General features: G+C 70.8%; 20 protein-coding genes. 13 read left to right on the top strand and 7 right to left on the bottom strand.

The window, feature by feature from the left end; all coding sequences use genetic code 11:
* Positions 1-122: 122 nt before the first annotated feature.
* The gene (locus ACFW3L_RS25575) at positions 123-1,715 is read right to left on the bottom strand and encodes an OmpA family protein (protein WP_378747810.1); all 1,593 of its coding nucleotides are present in this window, start codon (positions 1,713-1,715) and stop codon (positions 123-125) included.
* Between the two features lie 294 nt (positions 1,716-2,009).
* Between ACFW3L_RS25575 and ACFW3L_RS25570 the strand changes: the two genes are divergently transcribed.
* From ACFW3L_RS25570 to ACFW3L_RS25550, 5 genes are all read left to right on the top strand, one after another.
* Complete coding sequence (locus ACFW3L_RS25570) at positions 2,010-2,624, top strand: fasciclin domain-containing protein (RefSeq protein WP_378747806.1); 615 nt, start codon at positions 2,010-2,012, stop codon at positions 2,622-2,624.
* 112 nt (positions 2,625-2,736) lie between these two features.
* Entirely contained in the window at positions 2,737-4,431 is a 1,695-nt protein-coding gene (locus ACFW3L_RS25565) for a molybdopterin-dependent oxidoreductase (RefSeq protein WP_378747803.1), read from the top strand.
* Between the two features lie 83 nt (positions 4,432-4,514).
* On the top strand, positions 4,515-5,177 hold the full coding sequence (locus ACFW3L_RS25560; protein WP_378747797.1) for a fasciclin domain-containing protein: 663 nt from the start codon (positions 4,515-4,517) through the stop codon (positions 5,175-5,177).
* A 145-nt stretch (positions 5,178-5,322) separates the two neighbouring features.
* The gene (locus ACFW3L_RS25555) at positions 5,323-5,916 is read left to right on the top strand and encodes a sigma-70 family RNA polymerase sigma factor (protein WP_378747794.1); all 594 of its coding nucleotides are present in this window, start codon (positions 5,323-5,325) and stop codon (positions 5,914-5,916) included.
* An 8-nt stretch (positions 5,917-5,924) separates the two neighbouring features.
* On the top strand, positions 5,925-6,653 hold the full coding sequence (locus ACFW3L_RS25550; protein WP_352388059.1) for an anti-sigma factor: 729 nt from the start codon (positions 5,925-5,927) through the stop codon (positions 6,651-6,653).
* Between the two features lie 210 nt (positions 6,654-6,863).
* Here ACFW3L_RS25550 and ACFW3L_RS25545 read toward each other — a convergent pair whose 3' ends face one another.
* Both ACFW3L_RS25545 and ACFW3L_RS25540 read right to left on the bottom strand, forming a co-directional pair.
* Positions 6,864-8,147, bottom strand: a complete 1,284-nt coding sequence (locus ACFW3L_RS25545) for an MFS transporter (protein WP_378747789.1) — start codon at positions 8,145-8,147, stop codon at positions 6,864-6,866.
* A 256-nt stretch (positions 8,148-8,403) separates the two neighbouring features.
* The gene (locus tag ACFW3L_RS25540; protein WP_378747727.1) at positions 8,404-9,681 is read right to left on the bottom strand and encodes a CynX/NimT family MFS transporter; all 1,278 of its coding nucleotides are present in this window, start codon (positions 9,679-9,681) and stop codon (positions 8,404-8,406) included.
* A gap of 187 nt (positions 9,682-9,868) precedes the next feature.
* On the opposite strand from ACFW3L_RS25540, the gene ACFW3L_RS25535 reads away from it, so the two are divergent.
* From ACFW3L_RS25535 to ACFW3L_RS25520, 4 genes are all read left to right on the top strand, one after another.
* A complete protein-coding gene (locus ACFW3L_RS25535; protein ID WP_378747701.1) occupies positions 9,869-10,351 on the top strand; it encodes an Lrp/AsnC family transcriptional regulator in 483 nt (160 codons plus the stop codon).
* A 213-nt stretch (positions 10,352-10,564) separates the two neighbouring features.
* Positions 10,565-11,404: an EamA family transporter gene (locus ACFW3L_RS25530; protein WP_378747693.1), complete on the top strand. Its 840-nt coding sequence runs from the start codon at positions 10,565-10,567 to the stop codon at positions 11,402-11,404.
* A 78-nt stretch (positions 11,405-11,482) separates the two neighbouring features.
* Entirely contained in the window at positions 11,483-12,448 is a 966-nt protein-coding gene (locus tag ACFW3L_RS25525; RefSeq protein WP_378747689.1) for an amidohydrolase family protein, read from the top strand.
* Positions 12,433-14,004 carry a long-chain-fatty-acid--CoA ligase gene (locus tag ACFW3L_RS25520; RefSeq protein ID WP_378747683.1) on the top strand — a complete coding sequence of 524 codons (1,572 nt, stop codon included), beginning with the start codon at positions 12,433-12,435 and terminating at the stop codon, positions 14,002-14,004. The genes ACFW3L_RS25525 and ACFW3L_RS25520 overlap by 16 nt, the downstream gene beginning before the upstream one ends.
* A 44-nt stretch (positions 14,005-14,048) precedes the next feature.
* Here ACFW3L_RS25520 and ACFW3L_RS25515 read toward each other — a convergent pair whose 3' ends face one another.
* Positions 14,049-14,843, bottom strand: a complete 795-nt coding sequence (locus ACFW3L_RS25515; protein ID WP_378747681.1) for a VOC family protein — start codon at positions 14,841-14,843, stop codon at positions 14,049-14,051.
* 105 nt (positions 14,844-14,948) lie between these two features.
* On the opposite strand from ACFW3L_RS25515, the gene ACFW3L_RS25510 reads away from it, so the two are divergent.
* Complete coding sequence (locus tag ACFW3L_RS25510; protein WP_378747676.1) at positions 14,949-15,875, top strand: PfkB family carbohydrate kinase; 927 nt, start codon at positions 14,949-14,951, stop codon at positions 15,873-15,875.
* Between the two features lie 41 nt (positions 15,876-15,916).
* On the opposite strand, the gene ACFW3L_RS25505 is transcribed toward ACFW3L_RS25510, so the two are convergent.
* From ACFW3L_RS25505 to ACFW3L_RS25495, 3 genes are all read right to left on the bottom strand, one after another.
* Entirely contained in the window at positions 15,917-16,156 is a 240-nt protein-coding gene (locus ACFW3L_RS25505) for a DUF397 domain-containing protein (RefSeq protein WP_378747672.1), read from the bottom strand.
* 171 nt (positions 16,157-16,327) lie between these two features.
* The gene (locus ACFW3L_RS25500; RefSeq protein WP_378747669.1) at positions 16,328-16,522 is read right to left on the bottom strand and encodes a DUF397 domain-containing protein; all 195 of its coding nucleotides are present in this window, start codon (positions 16,520-16,522) and stop codon (positions 16,328-16,330) included.
* A gap of 17 nt (positions 16,523-16,539) precedes the next feature.
* Positions 16,540-17,385: a helix-turn-helix domain-containing protein gene (locus ACFW3L_RS25495; protein WP_378747666.1), complete on the bottom strand. Its 846-nt coding sequence runs from the start codon at positions 17,383-17,385 to the stop codon at positions 16,540-16,542.
* Positions 17,386-17,823: 438 nt separating this feature from the next.
* On the opposite strand from ACFW3L_RS25495, the gene ACFW3L_RS25490 reads away from it, so the two are divergent.
* The 3 genes from ACFW3L_RS25490 to ACFW3L_RS25480 all read left to right on the top strand — a co-directional run bounded on the left by ACFW3L_RS25490 (position 17,824) and on the right by ACFW3L_RS25480 (position 19,557).
* A complete protein-coding gene (locus ACFW3L_RS25490) occupies positions 17,824-18,396 on the top strand; it encodes an ATP-binding protein (RefSeq protein ID WP_378747661.1) in 573 nt (190 codons plus the stop codon).
* Positions 18,396-18,914, top strand: a complete 519-nt coding sequence (locus tag ACFW3L_RS25485) for a hypothetical protein (RefSeq protein WP_378747657.1) — start codon at positions 18,396-18,398, stop codon at positions 18,912-18,914. The genes ACFW3L_RS25490 and ACFW3L_RS25485 overlap by 1 nt, the downstream gene beginning before the upstream one ends.
* Positions 18,915-19,014: 100 nt before the next feature.
* The gene (locus ACFW3L_RS25480) at positions 19,015-19,557 is read left to right on the top strand and encodes an ATP-binding protein (protein WP_378747653.1); all 543 of its coding nucleotides are present in this window, start codon (positions 19,015-19,017) and stop codon (positions 19,555-19,557) included.
* Positions 19,558-19,569 lie beyond the last annotated feature (12 nt).

Below are 19,569 nucleotides of genomic sequence, written 5' to 3'. Positions count from 1 at the left end.
CCAACCCGCCCCCGGTTCCGACCCGGGGGGCCCCCCCGCCCCACCGGGGGGCCCCCCGCGCCCCGCCCCGAACGCGCGGGGGGCCCCCCCCCCCGCGGGCCCCCCCCCCCCTCGGTCCCGGGTCAGTACTCGACCGGGATCTCCTCGAACTCACCGAACGGACCCGCGCGCAGGGTCAGTTCCTCCACGTCCACGGGGGGCGCGGGGTAGACCGCGACCAGCTCGTGGGTGTTGCCGGGCTGGATCATGTGGACCTCCTCGGCGAAGCTGCTGTAGCGCCCGTCCCCGAAGTCCATCTGGGCCACGTAGCGGACCAGGCCGTTCTCCGGCTCGAAGAGCTGGAAGCCGCCGAGGGTTCCCTTGTTGAACTGCTCGGGTCCGCCCGCGACCGTCTCGGAGCCCCCGAGTTCGGGGGTGAGCGGCTCGTCCGTGGTGTTGGTCATCGCCACCGTGCCGATGACGTACGCACCGTCGCGGCGGAGCGCGTGGATCTCCAGGCGGATGCCGTCCTTCTCCCCCTCGGCGACCACGGAGCCCGGGTCGTCGCTGTACGGCGCGGGCCACGTGACGTTGCGCTGGGCCACGCCCAGGCCGTCGTCGTCGTACTCCTCGTCCTCGGTGGCCTCGACGGTGGGGTTGAAGACGTACGAGAACTCGACGCGGCGGTTGCGGGCGCGGGCCTCCTCGTCGTCGGGACCGCCCTCACGGGCGATCGGCTCGCGCTTGCCCCGGCCCTCGACCTCCAGCTGGTAGTCGGTGCCGAGTTCCTCCGCGAGGAGGTTGCGCACGGTCTCGGCGCGCTCCACGGACAGGTTGTCGTTGTACGAGGCGTCCCCGATGCCGTCGGTGTGGCCGATGACGGTGATGGTGGGGTCGTCGGGGTCGACGTTGTTGGCCAGCGTGGTCGCGGCCCGGCGCACGACGTCGGCGGCGGTGTCGGTCAGGTCCGAGCGGTCGAACTCGAACATGACGTCCGAGTGCAGCGAGATGATCTCGCGGTCGCCGTCACGCGTGGTGGAGGCGATCTCGGAGTCCACGAAGCTCTGCACCCAGCCCTCGTCGGCCACCGCGTCCTCGTCGGGACGGCGGTTGGCGAAGGTCAGGTTCTCGCCGCGCCCGGGCGGGTCGTCGAGGCTGAGGTGGTCCGGCCCGTTCGGGTTCTCGGGGTCCGCCCTCTCCTCGTCCACGTCCTGGACGGGGATGCCGGTCATCGCGCCCAGACCGCTGCCGACGAAGGTCACCTGGGACACCTCGTCGGGGATCCGGGGGAAGTACCGGGTGTACTCGTTGGTCACACCGTCGTGCACGGGGTAGAGGCCGTCCTCGTTCGGGCTCTCGGATCCGTACTTGAGTCCCCCCTCGTCGAGGAACTGCCGGTACACGCGACCGGTCAGGGGGTCGACGAGCGTGTGGGCCATGCTCAGGTTCCGGTTGGGTCCGGCGAAGTCGTCCAGGTAGGTGACCTCGTAGTGCATGACCGTGTACTCGTCGGTGCGCTCCAGGCCGGTGATCGAGAAGCGCATCTCGGCGTCCTGCCCGGTGTCCTGGAAGATCCGGCCCTCGCGGACGTAGGGGAACTCCTCCTTCACCTCCGGCGGGCCCGACGCGTCGCCGAAGGTCTCCGACCACCAGTCGGACACGGGGGTACAGCCGCTGAGCAGGAGGCTGCCAGAGACCATGAGCGCGACCACGGTGAGGGGCGTCTTCCGCGCCATGTGGGGGAACTCCGATCGTTGAGGAGACGTACGGGCAACATCCTCCAGCACTCACGGGGTCGAACCGACCACTGCGTCCCCCTAGGGGCGCCGTCAACCTCCCTGGCCAGGGGTGACCCGTATGGGGGATTCTTCCGCCGTGGCACCGGGCCGCCGCCTCCACCGGGGTGGTCCGCCGGGCGGAGGCGCGGTGTGTTCGTGCCCGTGGAGCGTGAGTCGGGGGCCTCTCGACAACCTACCGACACGTAGCGTCGTATCTCGGTGACGGAAGGGCATCATTCGAAGGAGTGACGCATGCTCAGTTCCACTCTCGCCGCGACGACGACCGCCGTGGCACTCACCCTCACCCTGGGAGCCTGTGGCTCCGGGGGCGACGACGAGGAGCCCCGGGCGGAGCGGGAGACCGGGAGGGGCACGGCCGGTGTCGGGAGCGCGGCCGAGCACTTCGGCCCCGGATGCTCCGACTTCCCCTCCAAGGGCGGGGCCAGCCTCGACGCGATGGCCGACCAGCCCTTCGCCACCGCCATCACCGGAAGTCCGGTGCTGGGCCGCCTGTCCGACGCCCTGAAGCGGGCCGGACTCGACGGGGAACTGGACGCGGTGGAGGACATGACCGTGTTCGCCCCCACCAACGAGGCCTTCGACATGTACCCGGACCAGGAGATCGACGACCTCCTGGCCAACCCCGACGGCCTGGCGTACCTGCTCACCTACCACGTCGTCGCGGGCAGGGTGGGCAGCGCGGAGCTGGAGGGAGGCGTGTTCGACGCCCTCAACGGCGGCCGGGTGCGCACCTCCGGCACGACCGGCGAGTACACAGTGGACGACTACTCGCCCGTGGTCTGCGCGGACGTGCGGACCGCCAACGCCACCGTGCACGTGGTGGACATGCTCCTCCTGCCCTCCTGACCGGGGCTGGCCGGGGGGAGCGCACCGGGAGCACGGAGAACGCACCGGGGGCGCGGAGAAGAGGTCCCGAAAAACCCGCCCGTCGACCAATCCGGTTCCCTACCGGCCCCGAATGCCCCATGTGACTACCGGGACACGCGGGGAACAGCCCCCGCCACACGACGGGCGGCGCCGGGGCGCCGGGGCGGCTCTCGGCCTGCTCGTCGTGGGGGCCGCGCTCGGCTTCGGCGAACTCGCCGCCGGGCTCCTTCGCGTGACCTCCCCGGTGGTGACGGTCGGCGACGCGCTCGTCGACAACAGTCCCCCGTTCCTCATGTCATGGGCGATCGCGCTCTTCGGCACGGCCGACAAGGCCGTGCTGGTCACCGGAGTGCTGCTCGTGCTGGTCCTGTCCGGGGCGGCCCTGGGTGTCGTGGCTTCGCGCCGCCCCGTGGCGGGATACGTGGGACTGGGGCTGTTCACGGCGGCGGGGCTGACCGCCGTGGCCCTGCGCCGCGCCGACGACCTGGGGGCGGCCGCGGCCGTGGTCGTCGGCGGGGTCGCGGGTGCCGTCGCCCTCGCCCTGCTGCTGCGGCGCCTGGACCCGGCTCCGTCCCGTGCGCAGGGACCGGCCGCCGAGCCGGAGCACGGGACGGACGCCGAGCGGGCGCCCGCAGAGGGCGCTGAGGTCGACGATCAGGACCGGGAGCCGCACGGGAGGGATGACGCCCCCGGCGTCCCCCAGGCGGGTCCCGACCGGGGACCGGGCCGGAGGGGCTTCGTGCTCACCGCGGCCGGGGTCCTGGCCGCCTCCGGCACCGCCGGTGCCCTCGGACGCGCGCTGCCGACCCTCCTGGGAGGTTCGGGCTCGGGACCCCAGCTGTCCCTGCCCGCCCCGGCCGCCCCGCTGCCCGCCCTGCCGTCCGGCGCCGACCTCGGCGTTCCGGGACTGGCACCCTTCACCACCCCCAACACGGACTTCTACCGGATCGACACCGCCCTGACGGTCCCCCGGCCGGACCCCGCCCAGTGGACACTGCGCGTGCACGGCAGGGTGGACCGCCCGTTCGAGATCACCATGGACGAGCTGCTCTCCCGCGACCTCGTCGAGGCCGACATCACCCTGGCGTGCGTGTCCAACCAGGTCGGCGGGGACCTGGTCGGCAACGCCCGCTGGCTCGGCTTCCCCCTGGCCGACCTCCTGCGCGAGGCCGGGGTGCACTCGGGAGCGGACCAGATCCTCAGCACCTCCAGCGACGGCTGGACCTGCGGCACCCCCACCGAGGTGGTCATGGACGGCCGCGACGCCCTCCTGGCCGTGGGCATGAACGGGGAGCCGCTCCCCCACGAACACGGCCACCCCGCCCGCCTGGTGGTCCCCGGCCTGTACGGGTTCGTCAGCGCCACCAAGTGGGTCACCGACATCCGGCTGACCCGCTTCGCCGACGACGAGGCCTACTGGGCCCGGCGCGGCTGGGGCGTGCGGGCTCCGATCAAGACCATGTCCCGGATCGACGTGCCCGCCCCCCTGGGCCGGGTCGGGTCCGGCGAGGTGGTCCTGGCCGGGGTCGCCTGGGCCCAGCACACCGGGATCGCCGGAGTGGAGGTGCGCGTGGACGACGGCGACTGGTGGGAGGCCGAGCTCGCCGCCGTCCCCGGGATCGACACCTGGGTCCAGTGGGTCACCGAGACCACCGTCGACCCCGGCACCCACTCGGTGGAGGTCCGGGCCACCGACGCCACCGGCTTCACCCAACCCTCCGAACGCGTGGACCCGATCCCCGACGGTGCCACCGGCTGGCACCGGATCCGGTTCACGGCCACCTGAGGCGAACGGCTCCGAGCCGCCGCCCCCGCAGACCGACGTCCCTCCGACCGACAAGAACGCAGTCACCGACAAGGGAGTTCACGATGAACCGCATGACCGCCACCGCCCGCAGGAACACGCTCGCCGCCACCGCCGCGGCCGCCGCGCTCGCCTTCGGCCTGTCCGCCTGTGGCGGCATGGACGACTCCGGTGAGAACACGGACGCCGGGGCGGCCGAGGAGACCGAGGGCACCGGCATGGAGGAGGAGACGGACGAGGGCACCGCCACCGCCGGGGAGAACTTCGGTCCGGGCTGCGCCGAGGTCCCCGAGGACGGCGACGGCAGCTTCGAGGGCATGGCTCAGGACCCGGTCGCCACGGCCGCGTCCAACAACCCGCTGCTGTCCACCCTGGTCACGGCGGTGGGCGAGGCCGACCTCGTCGACACGCTCAACTCGGCTGAGGACATCACCGTGTTCGCGCCCACCAACGAGGCCTTCGACAAGATCCCCGAGGAGGACCTCAACGCCCTGCTGGACGACCAGGAGCAGCTCACCGAGGTGCTGACCTACCACGTGGTCGAGGGCGAGCAGGCTCCCGAGGCCCTGGAGGACGGTACCTTCACCTCGCTCCAGGGCGACGACGTCACCGCCGAGGGCTCCGGCGAGGACTTCACCGTCAACGGCGACTCGCGCGTGGTCTGCGGCAACGTGCAGACCTCCAACGCGACCGTCTACATCGTCGACACGGTGCTGATGCCCTCCTGATGAGAGGCTTTCCCGAAGGACACCCGGGCGGTCCGCGCGTTGAGGCCGGGCCGTCCGGGTCCCACGGGGGACCCGACCGGGCCTCCTCCCGGAGCCCGGTCGAGCAGTGAACGAGCACCACATCCCCGAGACGAGAAGGGTCCGGATGGACAGGGCAGCCGCTGTACCGCACGACGCGGCGCACGACGCCGACCCGCCCGGGTTGGAGGAGCTGCTGGGCCTCGTGGCGCGCGGCGACGAGCAGGCCTTCGGCCGGGTCTACGACCTCATCAGCCCCACCGTGTACGGGCTGGTGCGGCGCATCCTGCGTGATCCCGCCCAGTCGGAGGAGGTCACGCAGGAGGTGCTCGTGGAGGTGTGGCGCAGCGCCTGCCGCTACGACGCCCGCCGGGGCAGCCCCCAGGCCTGGGTGATGACCCTCGCCCACCGCAGGGCCGTGGACCGGGTGCGGTCCGAGCAGGCCAGCAGCGACCGGGAGGCCCGTGCGGCGGCGGCCGACACCCAGCGGCCCTACGACGAGGTGGCCGAGGAGGCCACCGACCGCCTCGAACGAGAACGGGTGCGCCGGTGTCTGGACACGCTGACCGAGCTCCAGGAGCAGTCGGTGCGGCTGGCCTTCTACGGTGGCTACTCCTACCGTGAGGTGGCCGGGCTGCTGTCGGCGCCCCTGGGCACCATCAAGACGCGCATGCGCGACGGGCTGATCAGGCTCAGGGACTGTCTGGGGGTGGACTGGTGAGGGGAACGATGGGTCAGGACACGCACACGTTGACGGGGGCCTACGCCCTCAACGCCCTCTCCCCGACCGAGAGCGTCCGGTTCGAGGACCATCTGGCCGACTGCGACTCCTGCGTCCAGGAGGTGCGGGGATTCGCCGAGACCTCCGCGCGGCTGGCCGCCGCGACCGTGCAGGCCCCGCCCGCCGAGCTCAGGGCACGGGTGCTGGAGGAGGTCGCCCGGACCCGGCAGCTCGCCCCGGCGCCCGAACGCCTCCCCGAGCCGCGTGCCCGTCGGACCTGGCCGTGGCTGCTGGGGCTGGCCCTGGCGGCGTGCGTGGCCACGATCATCGCGCTGGGCGCGGTGGTGCTGGACCAGGGCCGCCAGGTGGACGAGCTCCACGCCAACGAGCAGCGGATCGCCGCGGTGATCTCGGCTCCGGACGCGGTCTCCACCAGCGCCGAGCCCATGGAGGGCGTGAGCGTGACGGTGGTGAGCTCCGAGACCCTGGGCGACCTGGTGTTCAGTGCGCACGGCCTGGAGGACCTGCACGAGGAGGACTACCAGCTCTGGCTGACCCGCGACGACGGCAGCGTGTACTCGGCGGGCGTGCTCTCCGTGGACGAGGCAGGGTTCGTGCTGCCGGTCCTGGCGGAGCCGGACGAGGGCACCGAGGGTGTGGCGGTGACCGTCGAGCCTGAGGGCGGTTCGGACCAGCCCACGTCCGATCCGGTGATGGCGATGCCGGTCACCGGCTGACCGGAGTGGCCCCGCCGCCGTGCGGGGTCCGGAGACCGCGGCCCCCGTCCCCCCCGGCGGGGGCCGCACCGTGCCCGGGGAGCGTCGCGGCGTGCGGGCGCCCTGCGCGGCGGCCGGGACCCCACACCGGACTGCCTCCACGGGCGGGCAGGACACGCACGGCGGGGGCCGAGCGTGCACTGTCCGGTCCCGGGGAGCGGGCCGAGGACCTCACCACCGGGCGACGTCCTCCGGGCGGGGCAGGTCGCGCATGGTGGGGCCGAGCGTGAACAGGGCGGCCAGCGCCGACACCACCGCCATCATCAGGAACACCAGGGTGGGTCCGGCGAGGTCGAAGAGCAGCCCGACCATGAGGATCCCGATCGGCTGGGAGAGCAGCGACATGAACGTCACCGCGCCCAGGGCCCGCCCCTGGTAGCGGTCGGGGACCGACGTCGCGACGTAGCTGTAGAACACGGCGTTCACACAGGGCACGGCGGCGAACACGCACCCCACGATCAGTCCGAGCGGCAGCACCCCCGGGGCGACCAGGAGCGCGAGCGCGCACACGGGGGCCGCCCACGCCGTGCAGAGGAAGATCGTGCTGGGCCGCACCTGGCGCACGACCACCCCGGCGGCCAGGGCGCCGAGCAGCCCGCCGGTGCCAGCGAGCGAAACGGTGAGGCCGACCACCAGGTGCGAGGCGCCCCGGTCGTCGGCGGTGGCGATCAGCGCCAGGAACGCTCCCGTCTGTGTGAAGGCGAGGTTGAAGCAGACGATCCACGCGAGCATCGGCCGCAGGATCGGGTGCCGGGCGAGCAGCACGAAACCCAGCACCGCGCCGCGCGGGCCCATCCGCTCGGTCCCCTCGTGGCGGGCCTGCATGGGGCGCCGGATGCGCAGGATCAGCGCCCCCGACACCAGGTACAGGAGCGCCTCCGCCAGGAAGGGGTAGGCGCGGCCCAGGCTGAACAGGAACCCGGCGAGGGGCGCTCCCAGGGCGGTCGTGGTGAAGAAGCGGATCTGGTTCTGCGCGGCGGCTTCGGCCATCTGGGCGGGCGGCACCAGCTGTTTGATCGCGGCCATGGCGACCGGGTTGGACACACCCATGAACGCCGACGACACCACCGCCGTGCCGATCACCGTCGGCGCCGTGGCGTGCCCGCTGAGCAGGGTTCCGGCGAAGGCGAGCAGGAGCAGCAGGCGGCCGAGGTCGCACACCAACAGCACGGCGCGGCGGTTGACGCGGTCGGCGAGGGAGCCCCCGACGACCGCCGCGACCATGGTGGTGGCCACCTGCGCGGCGCCGACGAGCCCGGCCTCGGCGGCCGAACCGGCCAGCGTCAGCATGAGCAGGGGGTAGGCGACCTCGCCGCTCTCCTTGCCCAGCCCGGCGAGGAACCGGCTGGACCACAGGGACTGGAAGTCCTGGTTGCGCAGGAGCGGGGTCGTCGCGGCCGGTCCCGCCACTGCCGTGTCCGGTGGCAGGAGGGGGCGCCGGTGTTCGATCGTCATGGTGTCGGACCACCCGTCGTGATACCCGGTGGGTCCCGGGATGCCCCGAGGCCCCGCTCCGAGCGTCGCCTCGGGCACCCCCGTCGCGGAGTGCGTGCGGGTCGCGGGCGTCAGGAGGGGAAGGCGGGGATCACGAAGGAGGGTCTTTCGGGGGTGGGTTGCTCAGATCGACATTATGCGCCCGTTGGGGGCATTGCGAGCTTCTGAGGCACATCAGTCACATATCCGACTATGTGGCCACTACCGGCCGCACCGCTCACGCGTGGACGCGCGGGAGAGCGGACGGCGCGACCGGGCCCTGACGCTGGGCCGCAGCCTCGATCGTCCAGGGGGTGCGTTCCACGTAGGCGACCACGAGGGCCACCGCCAGCGAACCGCCCGCGATCACCGCGTAGGAGAGGGTCCAGCCGCCGGTCAGCTCGTTGAACAGGCCGAACAGCAGCGGGCCGCCCAGGGCGATCCCGCTGCCCGCGCCCTGCACGAAGCCGGACAGGGCCGCCGCGCCCTGCGGTGTGGAGCTGCGGGCGTTGATCATGGTCATGACGACCACGAACAGGCTGGTGCCGAGCCCGAGGAAAAGCACCCACAGCACGGCGTACCCGGGGGCCACGGCCACGCCGAGGTACCCCACGCCGTAGCCGGCCAGCCCGAGGGCGACGATCGGGAAGGTGTTGGCCGCGCGGAGGGTGACGACCGGCGCGACCAGGCCGAACATCAGGCTGGCGCCGACCATCAGGGAGACCAGGCTCCCGGCCAGGGCGGGGCTGTGACCGGCGTCGTCCAGCAGGGCGGGCAGCCACGTGAACAGCGTGAAGACGTTCCAGGTGACCATGCCGAACAGCAGCGCCATCCGCCAGGCCATGCCCACGCGCCAGATCGGGCGGGCCAGAGCGGGCCCTCCGGAGGGCACCACGGCGCGCGGGGCGCCGCCGGAGCGCCGCCACTGGACGGTCCACAGGAGCGCGGCGACCAGGGCCAGGACGGACCAGGTGCCGAGGGCCACCCGCCATCCGGCGACCTCGGCCAGGGGGATGGCGACCAGCGGCGGGAAGAGGGCGCCCAGGTGGATGGCGACCATCTGCACGGTGCTGAGGGCGGCGAGGCGGTCCGGGAAGTACTGCTTGATCAGCGGCGGCACCACGACGTTGCCCAGGGCGGCGCCGACGAGCGCGACCCCGGTGAGCGCCAGCAGGGTTCCGGTGTCGGGCGCGAAGGAGCGCATCACCTGGCCCGCTCCGGCGAGCAGCATGCTGAGCGCGGCCGTGGCCTCGGGGCCCAGACGGCGCATGACGGCCGGGGTGATCAGGCCGAACACGGCGAAGGCGACCAGCGGCAGGGTGCCGAAGACCCCCACGACAGTGGCGGTGAAGCCGAACTCCGCGCCGATGGTGGTCAGGAGCGGGGAGAGCGCGGTGACCACGAGGCGCAGGTTGAGCGCCGCGCAGACGATGGCGAGCAGGGCCAGGGTGCGGCCCCGCGCTTGCGGGCCCACCGACGGTCGGTCGGTGACGGCCACGACGGAGGAAGGTCTCACGGTGACGGACGTCCCTTGTGTTGCGGTGGTGCGACGGTGCACCAGTGCTGGGCCGACCGGCGGGCGACACTGCCGACCGGGAAAGGATCACTTCCCGGCGAGCCAAATACGACCTTTTCGCTCAGATGTTACGCATGCTCCGGAGTCAAACACAACAACCCGTATTAAATACGGGTAAACTCCGGTCATGGCTGATCTTGACGAACTAGATACGGCGATCCTGGCCGAACTCCAGTCAGACGCACGAAAAACCAACCGGGACGTGGCCGCGGCGGTCGGCGCGTCGCCCACGACGACGCTGGATCGGACCCGCGCGCTGCGAGAAAGGGGTGTGATTCGTGGCTCACTGCTGGACGTGGACCTCGAACTCATCGGCCGCCCCGTCCAGGCGCTCATCACCGTCAGCGTCGTGAAGCCCTCGCGCCACAACATCGAGGCCTTCCGCGACTGGGTGCGTGCACTGCCGGACACCCTGTCGGTCTTCGTCACGTCGGGCAACGAGGACTTCCTGGTGCACGTGGCGCTGCCGGACAACAACAGCCTGTACGCCTTCGTGGTGGACAAGCTGACCGAACGCCCGGAGGTGGCCGACGTGCGCGCGTCGATCGTCTACGAGCACCTGCGCAACAGCCGCATCGCCCCGACCAACGTCCGGGCGGACCGCCCCTGACCTCCGACGCCGCGCACAGGTGAGGGCAGGGGTGACCTGCCCGACCGAGCGGGGGTCGGGGCACCCCGACCCCCGGCGCCGCGTCCTGACCGCAACGGGACCACCGCCCCGACCTTCGGCGCGGCGAACGGGTGGGGCCAGGGGCGCCCCCGACCGCCGGAGGGGGTGGGGGCTAGCCTTGCGGGGTTCCCCATCCCCTCTCCGAGACATCCAATGACCACACCAATCGTCGTCGCGGTGCTGGTGGCGGCCCTGCTGCACGCGGCGTGGAACGCGATCGCGCACGCGATCACCGACCGCCTGCTCGGCTTCGCGCTCATCGGGCTCGGCGGGATGTTCGTGACCCTCCCGCTGCTGCTTGTGGTCGGGATGCCCCCGCCCGAGGCCTGGCCCCTCCTCCTGGGCTCCCTGGCCACCCACCTGCTCTACCTGACCCTGCTGATGGTGTCCTACCGGACCGGCGACTTCGGTCAGGTCTACCCCCTCGCGCGCGGCACCGCCCCCTGGGTGGTCGCCCTCATCGGGGCGCTCCTGCTCGGTGAGCACCTACCACCCCGGGAACTCGTCGGGGTCCTGGTCATCTCGGCCGGGCTGATGATCCTGGTGTTCGCGGGCGGCCTGCCGAAGCGGCACCACGTGCCCGCGCTCCTGGCCGCCTTCGCGACCGGCCTGGCGATCGCCTCCTACACCGTGGTGGACGCCTACGGCGTGCGCCTGACCCAGGACCCGCTCGGGTACATCACGTGGATCATGATGCTCCAGGGGCCCGTGTTCTTCCTCGTGGCCCTGGCCACCCGGCGGGGGAGGCTGGTCGAGCAGCTGCGGCCGATCTGGAAGGTCGGCCTGTTCGGCGGCGCGGTCAGCGCGGGCGCCTACGGGTTGGTCCTGTGGGCCCAGCTGTCCGGCGCGGTCGCCGGGATCGCCGCCCTGCGGGAGACCAGCATCGTCTTCGCGGCGCTGATCGGGCTGGTGTTCTTCAAGGAGCGCGTGGGACCGATCCGGATCGTCGCCTCGACGGTGGTCGTGGCGGGCGTCCTCCTCCTGACCCTCTGACACTCCCCTGCGGCGGCCCCGACCAGTGGGCCCGCCCCGGTCCCGAGCCCGGTTCGGATCGGTCGTAGGCTGGCGGATGTGACTGGAATCTCACCGCCCTCCGAGGGCGACGAGGAGGCCGAGCTCCGCCGGATCCTGGGCGGGCTCGGGCTCCCCGGCCTCGTGGACGTGCACACCCACTTCATGCCGGACAACGTGCTGCGCAAGGTCCAGGCCTACTTCGACGCCCTGGGCCCGGGGGTCTGGCCCCTGCACCCCCGTTACCGGGTGTCCGAGGAGGAACGGGTCGCCCTCCTGCGCGGGTTCGGCGTCCTGGCCTTCACCGCGCTCTCCTACCCCCACCGTCCGGCCATGGCCACCTGGCTCAACGGGTGGGCGGCCGACTTCGCGGAGCGGCACCCCGACTCCCTGCGCAGTGCCACGTTCTTCGCCGAGCCCGAGGCGGCCGAGTACGTGGCCGAGGCGATCCGTTCCGGCGCCCGCGTCTTCAAGGCCCACCTCCAGGTCGGCGCCTACGACCCGCGCGACCCCCTGCTCTCCGGCGTCTGGGGCGCCCTCGCGGACTCCGGGACACCCGTGGTCGTCCACTGCGGCTCCGGCCCGACACCCGGGAACTTCACCGGGCCCGGGCCGTTCTCCGAGGTGCTCCGCCAGCACCCGCGACTCACCGCCGTGATCGCCCACGCGGGCGCACCCGAGTACACGGCCTTCCTGGACCTCGTCGAACGGTACGAGCGCGTCCACCTGGACACCACCATGACGTTCACCCCGTTCACGGAGCGGCAGTCGCCCTTCCCCCGCGCCGAACTGCCGCGCCTCCGGGAGTTCGGACACCGCGTGCTCCTGGGTACCGACTTCCCGAACATCCCGTACCGCTACCTCGACCAGATCCGGAGTCTGGTCGGGCTGGACCTGGGCGACGACTGGCTGCGCGGGGTGCTGCACGACAACGCGGCCGCGCTGTTCGGCCTCCGCACCGGTTCCGACCAGGCCCCCGTCACCAGGCAGCACCACACAGAGAGGGCACGATGGAACTCACCCTGACTCCCCTGGAGTTCGCCCGCCGGACCCGCAGACTGCACCCGCACCGGGAGGCGGTGGTCGACCGGGAGCTCCGGCTCACCTACGAGCAGTTCTTCGACCGCTGCGACCGCTGGTCGACCGCGCTCCAGGGCATGGGGGTGGAGCAGGGCGACCGGGTCGCCTACATCGCGCCCAACACCCACGCGCAGCTGGAGTCCTTCTACGCGGTCCCGCAGCTGGGCGCGGTCCTGGTCCCGGTGAACTTCCGGCTGACCGCCGAGGACTTCGTGTACATCGTCAACCACTCCGGCGCCAGGGTGCTGTGCGTGCACGCCGACCAGCTCGACGCCGTCGACGGGGTGCGCGACCGCATGCCCGGCGTGGAGCGGTTCGTGGCCCTGGAGGGCGCCCGCGACGGGTGGGAGGACTACGAGTCCCTGGTCGCGGCCTCCTCCCCCGACTTCGCGCGCCCGGAGATCGCGGAGACGGACCTGCTCACGATCAACTACACCTCCGGGACCACCGCGCGCCCCAAGGGGGTGATGATCACCCACCGCAACGCGTACATGAACTCGGTGGGCACCCTGCTGCACCTGCGGATCGGGCTCGGTGAGCGGTACCTGTGGACGCTGCCGATGTTCCACGCCAACGGCTGGACCTACACGTGGACGGTCACGGCGGCCGGGGGCACCCACGTCTGCCTGCCCGCCATGGACCCCGAGCGGGTGTTCGAGCTCATCCGCACCGAGGAGGTCACCTGGCTGTGCGCGGCACCCACGGTGCTGATCATGCTCTCCAACACGCCCGAGGCCGTGCGCGGGGCGGTCCCGCCGGGGGTGCACGTGGTCACGGCCGGGGCCTCTCCCGCCGCCGAGACCATCGAGCGGCTGGAGGAGGACTTCGGCTGGACCGTCACGCACGTCTACGGCCTGACCGAGACCACGCCCTTCATCACGGTCTGCGAGCCCCGGCCCGAGCACCGGGACCTGTCCGTGCGTGAACGGGGCGCCCTCAAGGCCCGCCAGGGGGTCGAGCTCATCACCTCCGGCGAGCTGCGGGTGGTCGACGCGACCGGCGCCGAGGTGCCCTGGGACGGGGCCACCGTCGGGCAGATCACCGTGCGCGGCAACGTGGTGATGAAGGGCTACTACAACGACCCCGAGGCCACCGAACAGGCCATGGGCGACGGCTGGTTCCGGACCGGGGACGCCGCAGTCACCCACCCGGACGGCTACGTGGAGATCCAGGACCGCATCAAGGACGTGATCATCTCCGGCGGCGAGAACATCTCCTCCGTCGAGGTGGAGGGGGTGCTGCTCCGGCATCCGGCCGTGCTGGAGGTGGCGATCGTGGGCGTGCCGCACGAGCGCTGGGGCGAGACCCCGCGCGCCTCCGTGGTGCTACGGGAAGGGGCCTCCGCCACCGAGGAGGAGATCATCGCCTTCACCCGCGAGCACCTGGCGCACTTCAAGGCGCCGACCCAGGTGGAGTTCGTGGAGCAGCTGCCCAAGACCGCCACTGGCAAGATCCAGAAGTTCGTGCTGCGCGGCGGGGCCTCGGCCGTCTCACGCCAGTAGGAGCCGGTCCCCGCTCCGTGTGCCCCACGGAGCGGGGGCGCGGCCTACCCCGGGTTCGGGGTGAGCAGCACGTACCCGGCGCCGAACGGGTCGGCGCCCACGGCCAGGCGTCCCACGCCCGGGACGTCGTCCGGACCCATGTGGATGTGGCCGCCGGCGGCGGTCATCTCCGCCACGGTCGCGTCGCAGTCGGTGACGTGGAAGACGGGGTGCCAGTCGGCCGCGCCACGGGTGGCGGGCAGGTCGGCGGCGTCGACCCCCATGATCCCGCCGAAGGCGCGGTCGTCCCCCAGGCCCGCCGGGCGGGCCACGGCGTACACGCCCCCGTCGCCGGGGAGTTCGAAGTCGGCGAACTCCCATCCGAAGAGGCCGCCGTAGAAGTCCCTGGCGCCCTGTGCCGAGGGGGTCCACAGTTCGGCCCACACGAGGGTGTTCGGGTCGTCGGTGCGTTCCATGCCCGGGAGGGTTCCAGCCTCCCAGAGCGAGACCGAGCCGCCCTGCGGGTCGGCCACGTAGGCCATCCTGCCCAGGCCCATGACGTCCGTGGGTTCCACGTAGGGTGTGGCGCCCAGTTCCCGCGCGCGGTTGAACGTCGCGTCCAGGTCAGGGGTGTTGAAGTAGAGGGACCAGCTGACGGGCTGGTCCTCGGCCATCTTCGGCCCGAGGCCGCCGATCAGGGATCCTTCGTATCTGATCAGCATGTAGCCGCCGGTGTCCGGGCCCGCGGACTCCGTCGTCCAGCCGAACACGCGGCCGTAGAAGTCGGTCGCACGGTCCACGTCGGCGGTGGTCAGTTCGATCCAGCAGGGCGAACCGATCACGTAGTCGGTGGTGATCATGGTGCCTCCCGTCGTGACTCCACATTCGAGTCTGCTCCCGGGCGCTGACATACCGGGGCTGAGCAGGGCAAAGTCTTGACAACATGCCGAGGAAAGGGCCCAGGAATGACCGTTCGCCTGCACCATGTGGGACCGGTGATCGTCGACGTCGTCATGACCGTCGACCACCTGCCGGAGCGGGGTGGGGGTGTGCTCGCCAGCAGTGCGCGGTCCCTCCCCGGTGGGGGGTTCAACGTGATCGCGGCGGCGACGCGGGCGGGGATGGAGGTGGTCTACGGGGGTGCGCACGGGACGGGTCCGCACGGTGACCTGGTCCGGTCGGCCCTGAATGACGCGGGGGTCGCGTGCGCGCACCCGCCTCGTCCCGAGGACACGGGGTTCTGTGTGGCGCTGGTGGACGCCTCCGCTGAACGGAGCTTCGTCACTCGTCTGGGTGCCGAGACTGATCTGCCGCTGGCGGACCTGCGCACCCTGCGTCCGGAGCCGGGGGACTTCGTCTACACGGTGGGGTACTCGCTGCTGCCGGGGGCTCGCGCCGACGAGCTGGTCACCTGGATCAGTGAGCTTCCTCCCGGGGTGCGGCTGGTGCTGGACCCGGCGCCGGTGGTGGGCGATGTTCCGGCCGCGACGCTGGCGACGGTGCTGGGACGGACGGACGTGCTCAGCCTGAGCGCCGCCGAGGCCGTCACGGTCACCGGGACTGCTGACCTGCACGCCGCAGCGGCGATGCTGGTGGAGCGTGTGGCCCCTGGTGGCGTGGTGGTGCTGCGTGATTCGGCCGAGGGCTGCCTCGTCGCCACGAGGGAAGCGGAGCCCGTCCGGGTCCCGGGGTTCGCTGTGGCCGCGGTGGACACCACCGGCGCGGGCGACGCGCACGTGGGGGTGTTCACCGCCGCTCTGGCCTCGGGGAGTTCGGTGCGGGAGGCCGCCCGCCGGGCCAACGCGGCTGCGGCGCTCGCTGTCACCCGCCCCGGCCCCGCGACGTCCCCCGATCGGGAGGAGTTGGAGAAGTTCCTCAGTGCTCGGGGTTGAGGAAGGCCCCGGCAACCACGGTCGGGGCCTTCGGTGCCTGGCTACTCGGAGGCGCGAAGCAGCGCGGACCACTCGTGGGAGGGGAAGGTCAGCGTGCCGAGGTCCCTGTTCTGGGTGTCGCGGACAGCAGACATCCCAGGAGCGTCAGCTACCTCCACGCAGTTCTCGGTGCGCGCGCCGCTAAAACTCGACTTGCGGAAACGGGCGACTTCGACGCAGTTGCCGTTACCGCCGCTGTAGCTGGACTTGTTGAAGACGAGTTCGTCGGTGTGGGGGTGCATCTCGGGGACCTCCGCTGGGGGTGAGGGTACTGACTGACTCATACACAGGCCTGCCCGCTGTTTCACCCCGCGCCCAGGAGAGAACGTCCCGATCCCCTGTCCACCTGTGGACAGGGGATCCTGGACAAGGTCCGCGACTCAGTTAAGTCGGGGACCTTCCTCAATACTCAGCTATGGCTGGGTGGTGGACCGCAGCATCGCGGTCCACTCCTTCCCGGGGAAGACCAAGCAGGCCAATTCCCGGTTTTGAGTGTCGCGCACAGCGGCGCCAGACGGTAGATCAGCGACCTCGACACAGTTCTGCGGGGTGCTGTAGCTCGACTTGCGGAAGGCCAGCTGGTCAACGGGTGTGGGAGCTAGACGCATGGGATTTCGGCTTTCTTCTATGTGGTGAGACCGTGCATCAGTTGGACTGAGTCCTGAGGCCCCAAGGCGACGGACTGAGCCTGCTCAAAGAGCCTCCGATACCTGCTGACCTCTTCCTCGCGCTCCAGGTACAGCCCATCGGTGTCAGTCTCAAGGAACACGAACGGCGCAATGTCCTCATCGGCGTACTCCAGGATGACAAACGGCCCTACAAGTCCGCTGTGGAAGGACGTTGCGACCGGTAGGACTTGAACGGTGATCGCGTTGGTGAGGTCTTCGGAGACCGTGATCAGATGATCGATCTGACCCCGCATGACCTCCTGGTCAACCACCATGCGGCGAAGAGCGTTCTCATCGATGATCATCCACAGCTCTGGCGCTGAGCCCTGGAGTACTTCCTCTTGTCGCTGCACCCGTGCTTCGACGGTTCGGTCGATCTCGCTATCGACACGCGGAGCGGATGCCGACTGCATGTGCAGTCGCGCGTACTCCGGAGTCTGGAGAAGTCCAGGGATGACAATCGGCTCGTAGCTGGAGATCCGCGAGGCTTCCTCTTCAAGACCGGCGTACTCACCCGTAAGGACATCTCCGTACTGAGCCCAGCGGCCCCGCTGACGTGACTGCCTCACGAGAGCAAGGATCGCTCTGTCCTCGGGTGACCCCGCTGAGATGTCGTACACGCGAAGAAGTGCACTCACATCCGTCACTGATGGCTTCGCGGTCCTACCAGTCTCGAAGTTTGAGACCTTCGCGGTTGACCACTCCAGACGCTCAGCCACCTGCTCCAACGTCATCTGTCGTTCACGACGCAGGCGCCGGAGCACACCGGACAGCTGTCTCCTGCTGATCGTGGGACCTGCCAAGGTGACCTCCTCCTGAGATCTCTGATCGTATCGCCGTCGCCATCATTGGTCCCAACCTTCATCTTTCGGACCTAAATGATTGTGTGGCGAATTTCAGGCATGTACTTGAGATTCTAAATTTTCGAAACGATGATTGATGGTACGTCGAACTCCCGCTGGGCTCCCACCCGGCAACCGTCCCAGGAGGTGTGCGCCCGTGGCGCCCCGTTCCCAGAAGCTCTCCGCGCTGGCATGTGTGTGCCATCTCGCGGCCTTGGCGTTCCATCGCCGTCGTCCCAGGCAGGCCGCGCGAGTGCGAGCCTTCGCCACGAACCCCCGCACCACCACGTCTCGCTCTCGCGGACCGTTGATCCCCTCACCCCGAAGGCCGATCGACTCCGCACCCATGCAGGTCCTGGAGGTCGTCCTGTCCGGGCTGCGACGGTTGGCGGTGGCCACGTGAGCGTGTTCTCCCCCGAACTGACCGCCCGCGAGGCCACAGTCCCTCTGGCCAGCTTCATCAAGCCGTTCCACGCCCACTACTTCTCCCGGACCGTGGGCACCCCGTTCCGTAAGCGCAAGTACGCCTTCGCCGGTCTCCCCAGCCTGATGCCGCTGGTGCGGGCGTTCCTGGACACCAGCGCCGCCGAACGCAGCAAGGACTACCGGTACCTGTTCACCCTCCTGGGGTCGGAGTTGGCCAACAACGCCCTCGCCCACTCGCGCTCCAGCGACCACGGCCAGACCTACTCACTGACCGTGGACCGAGGCGCGACCGGCATGACCCTGACCTGCCAGGACCAAGGCGCCCGGCACCCCGTCGAACCGGGCCCGTTCACCGCTGCGACTCCCCAGGAGATCGGGTCGGGGACTGCGAAAGGCAAAGGGCTCGCTCTCATCGACGCCCTCGCGGATCGGTGGGGGGACAACGGCAACCCGAAGTTCCGGCAGGTGTGGTTCCACCTGTCCTACGACCTGACCGACAACCCGTGGTCGCGGATCGACACCGAAGAGGACGAGGTGGAGTGCTGATGTTGGATGTGGACACCCGGGACCTGCTGGCCGTGGCCGAGGACGCCCTCACAGCCCCGACTCATCTGACCCCGGCGCAGGTGGATGTGTGGCACAACCACACTCTGCGCAGCCGCCTCCCCTTGGTCCTGGAGGCTCTGCGGATCGCGCGGGAGGAGAGCGATGGGGAACTGGCGGTCCGGTTGATTGACCAGGCGATTCACGATCACCCCGCGCCCACCCGGGTGCCCGGCAACCGGCCCGTGGCAGGAAAGGTTCCGAAACACAAGGACTCCAATTCCGGGCTCCCGGTCCCTGAACACGTGCTCTGCGCCCTGCTGCACAAGCACTGGAACATGACCGTGGAGGGCCAGGTCCCCAACGAGACCTTCGTGGCCCGCCGCCCCCTCGGATGGACCGGTGACGGCGACCCCTACGAGCGCATCACCGCACCCAACCGCACCGAACTCCTTCGGCTGCTCGCTCACCGGCACCTGGGTGTTCACCGGAGCGACCCGGAACCTCCGCCCGCTGCCTGAGAGGCCCCGAAGCCAGTCCATGAAAAAGCTCTGGCGGGTGCAGGAACACCCCCAGAGCAGGCCGACAACAACCACACCTTGAAGAGAAGAGATTGCCGACATGGCCATTGTGCCGCACACCCCTGCCCTCAACCACACGAACAGCCCACCCTCCGAGTCCCGGTGGGAGTGCCGCGTCTATCCCGGGCACCTCTCCCAGACCAGCCGGGTCCGCACCGACCTCACCATGGACCTGGACCGGATGACCAGCCTGCCGGTCGAGGCTCGGGAGGACATGGTGTTGTGTCTGAGCGAGATGTTCGCCAACGCCTGCGAACACTCCCGCTCCGGACAGGACCCCGACGGCAGGGTGGTCCGCACCCTGGACCTGCCCCGGCCGGGCGCTGTGCGGGTCTCGATCATCGACGACGGCACCAACTCCAACACCGTTCCGAGGGTCCCGCGCAGGCGCACCAGGCGCCAGCAGGAGCGCGCCGAACGCGGACGCGGCCTGCTCATCCTCGACCACCTAGCCACCCGTTGGGGGTTCCGCCCGGTACTGGACTTCCCGTTCTGCGCCGGGCTCGGCACCGTCATCTGGGCCGAGTTCACCCACCCCACCCTCACCGCCGCTGGTGGGGACGCCTGTGGTGGTGTCCGATGAACCGGCCCCAGG

Source organism: Nocardiopsis sp. NPDC058789 (genome assembly GCF_042745575.1).
GTDB lineage: Bacteria > Actinomycetota > Actinomycetes > Streptosporangiales > Streptosporangiaceae > Nocardiopsis > Nocardiopsis eucommiae.
This window is presented reverse-complemented; position numbering and strand designations above follow the sequence as displayed.

Coding starts and splice junctions, on each gene's coding strand:
- ACFW3L_RS25520 (WP_378747683.1), top strand. CDS start 12,433: ATGGAACTCACCCTGACTCCCCTGGAGTTCGCCCGCCGGACCCGCAGA.
- ACFW3L_RS25570 (WP_378747806.1), top strand. CDS start 2,010: ATGCTCAGTTCCACTCTCGCCGCGACGACGACCGCCGTGGCACTCACC.
- ACFW3L_RS25480 (WP_378747653.1), top strand. CDS start 19,015: ATGGCCATTGTGCCGCACACCCCTGCCCTCAACCACACGAACAGCCCA.
- ACFW3L_RS25500 (WP_378747669.1), bottom strand. CDS start 16,522: ATGCGTCTAGCTCCCACACCCGTTGACCAGCTGGCCTTCCGCAAGTCG.
- ACFW3L_RS25555 (WP_378747794.1), top strand. CDS start 5,323: ATGGACAGGGCAGCCGCTGTACCGCACGACGCGGCGCACGACGCCGAC.
- ACFW3L_RS25505 (WP_378747672.1), bottom strand. CDS start 16,156: ATGCACCCCCACACCGACGAACTCGTCTTCAACAAGTCCAGCTACAGC.
- ACFW3L_RS25510 (WP_378747676.1), top strand. CDS start 14,949: ATGACCGTTCGCCTGCACCATGTGGGACCGGTGATCGTCGACGTCGTC.
- ACFW3L_RS25575 (WP_378747810.1), bottom strand. CDS start 1,715: ATGGCGCGGAAGACGCCCCTCACCGTGGTCGCGCTCATGGTCTCTGGC.
- ACFW3L_RS25515 (WP_378747681.1), bottom strand. CDS start 14,843: ATGATCACCACCGACTACGTGATCGGTTCGCCCTGCTGGATCGAACTG.
- ACFW3L_RS25560 (WP_378747797.1), top strand. CDS start 4,515: ATGAACCGCATGACCGCCACCGCCCGCAGGAACACGCTCGCCGCCACC.
- ACFW3L_RS25565 (WP_378747803.1), top strand. CDS start 2,737: ATGCCCCATGTGACTACCGGGACACGCGGGGAACAGCCCCCGCCACAC.
- ACFW3L_RS25485 (WP_378747657.1), top strand. CDS start 18,396: ATGTTGGATGTGGACACCCGGGACCTGCTGGCCGTGGCCGAGGACGCC.
- ACFW3L_RS25545 (WP_378747789.1), bottom strand. CDS start 8,147: ATGACGATCGAACACCGGCGCCCCCTCCTGCCACCGGACACGGCAGTG.
- ACFW3L_RS25550 (WP_352388059.1), top strand. CDS start 5,925: ATGGGTCAGGACACGCACACGTTGACGGGGGCCTACGCCCTCAACGCC.
- ACFW3L_RS25535 (WP_378747701.1), top strand. CDS start 9,869: ATGGCTGATCTTGACGAACTAGATACGGCGATCCTGGCCGAACTCCAG.
- ACFW3L_RS25530 (WP_378747693.1), top strand. CDS start 10,565: ATGACCACACCAATCGTCGTCGCGGTGCTGGTGGCGGCCCTGCTGCAC.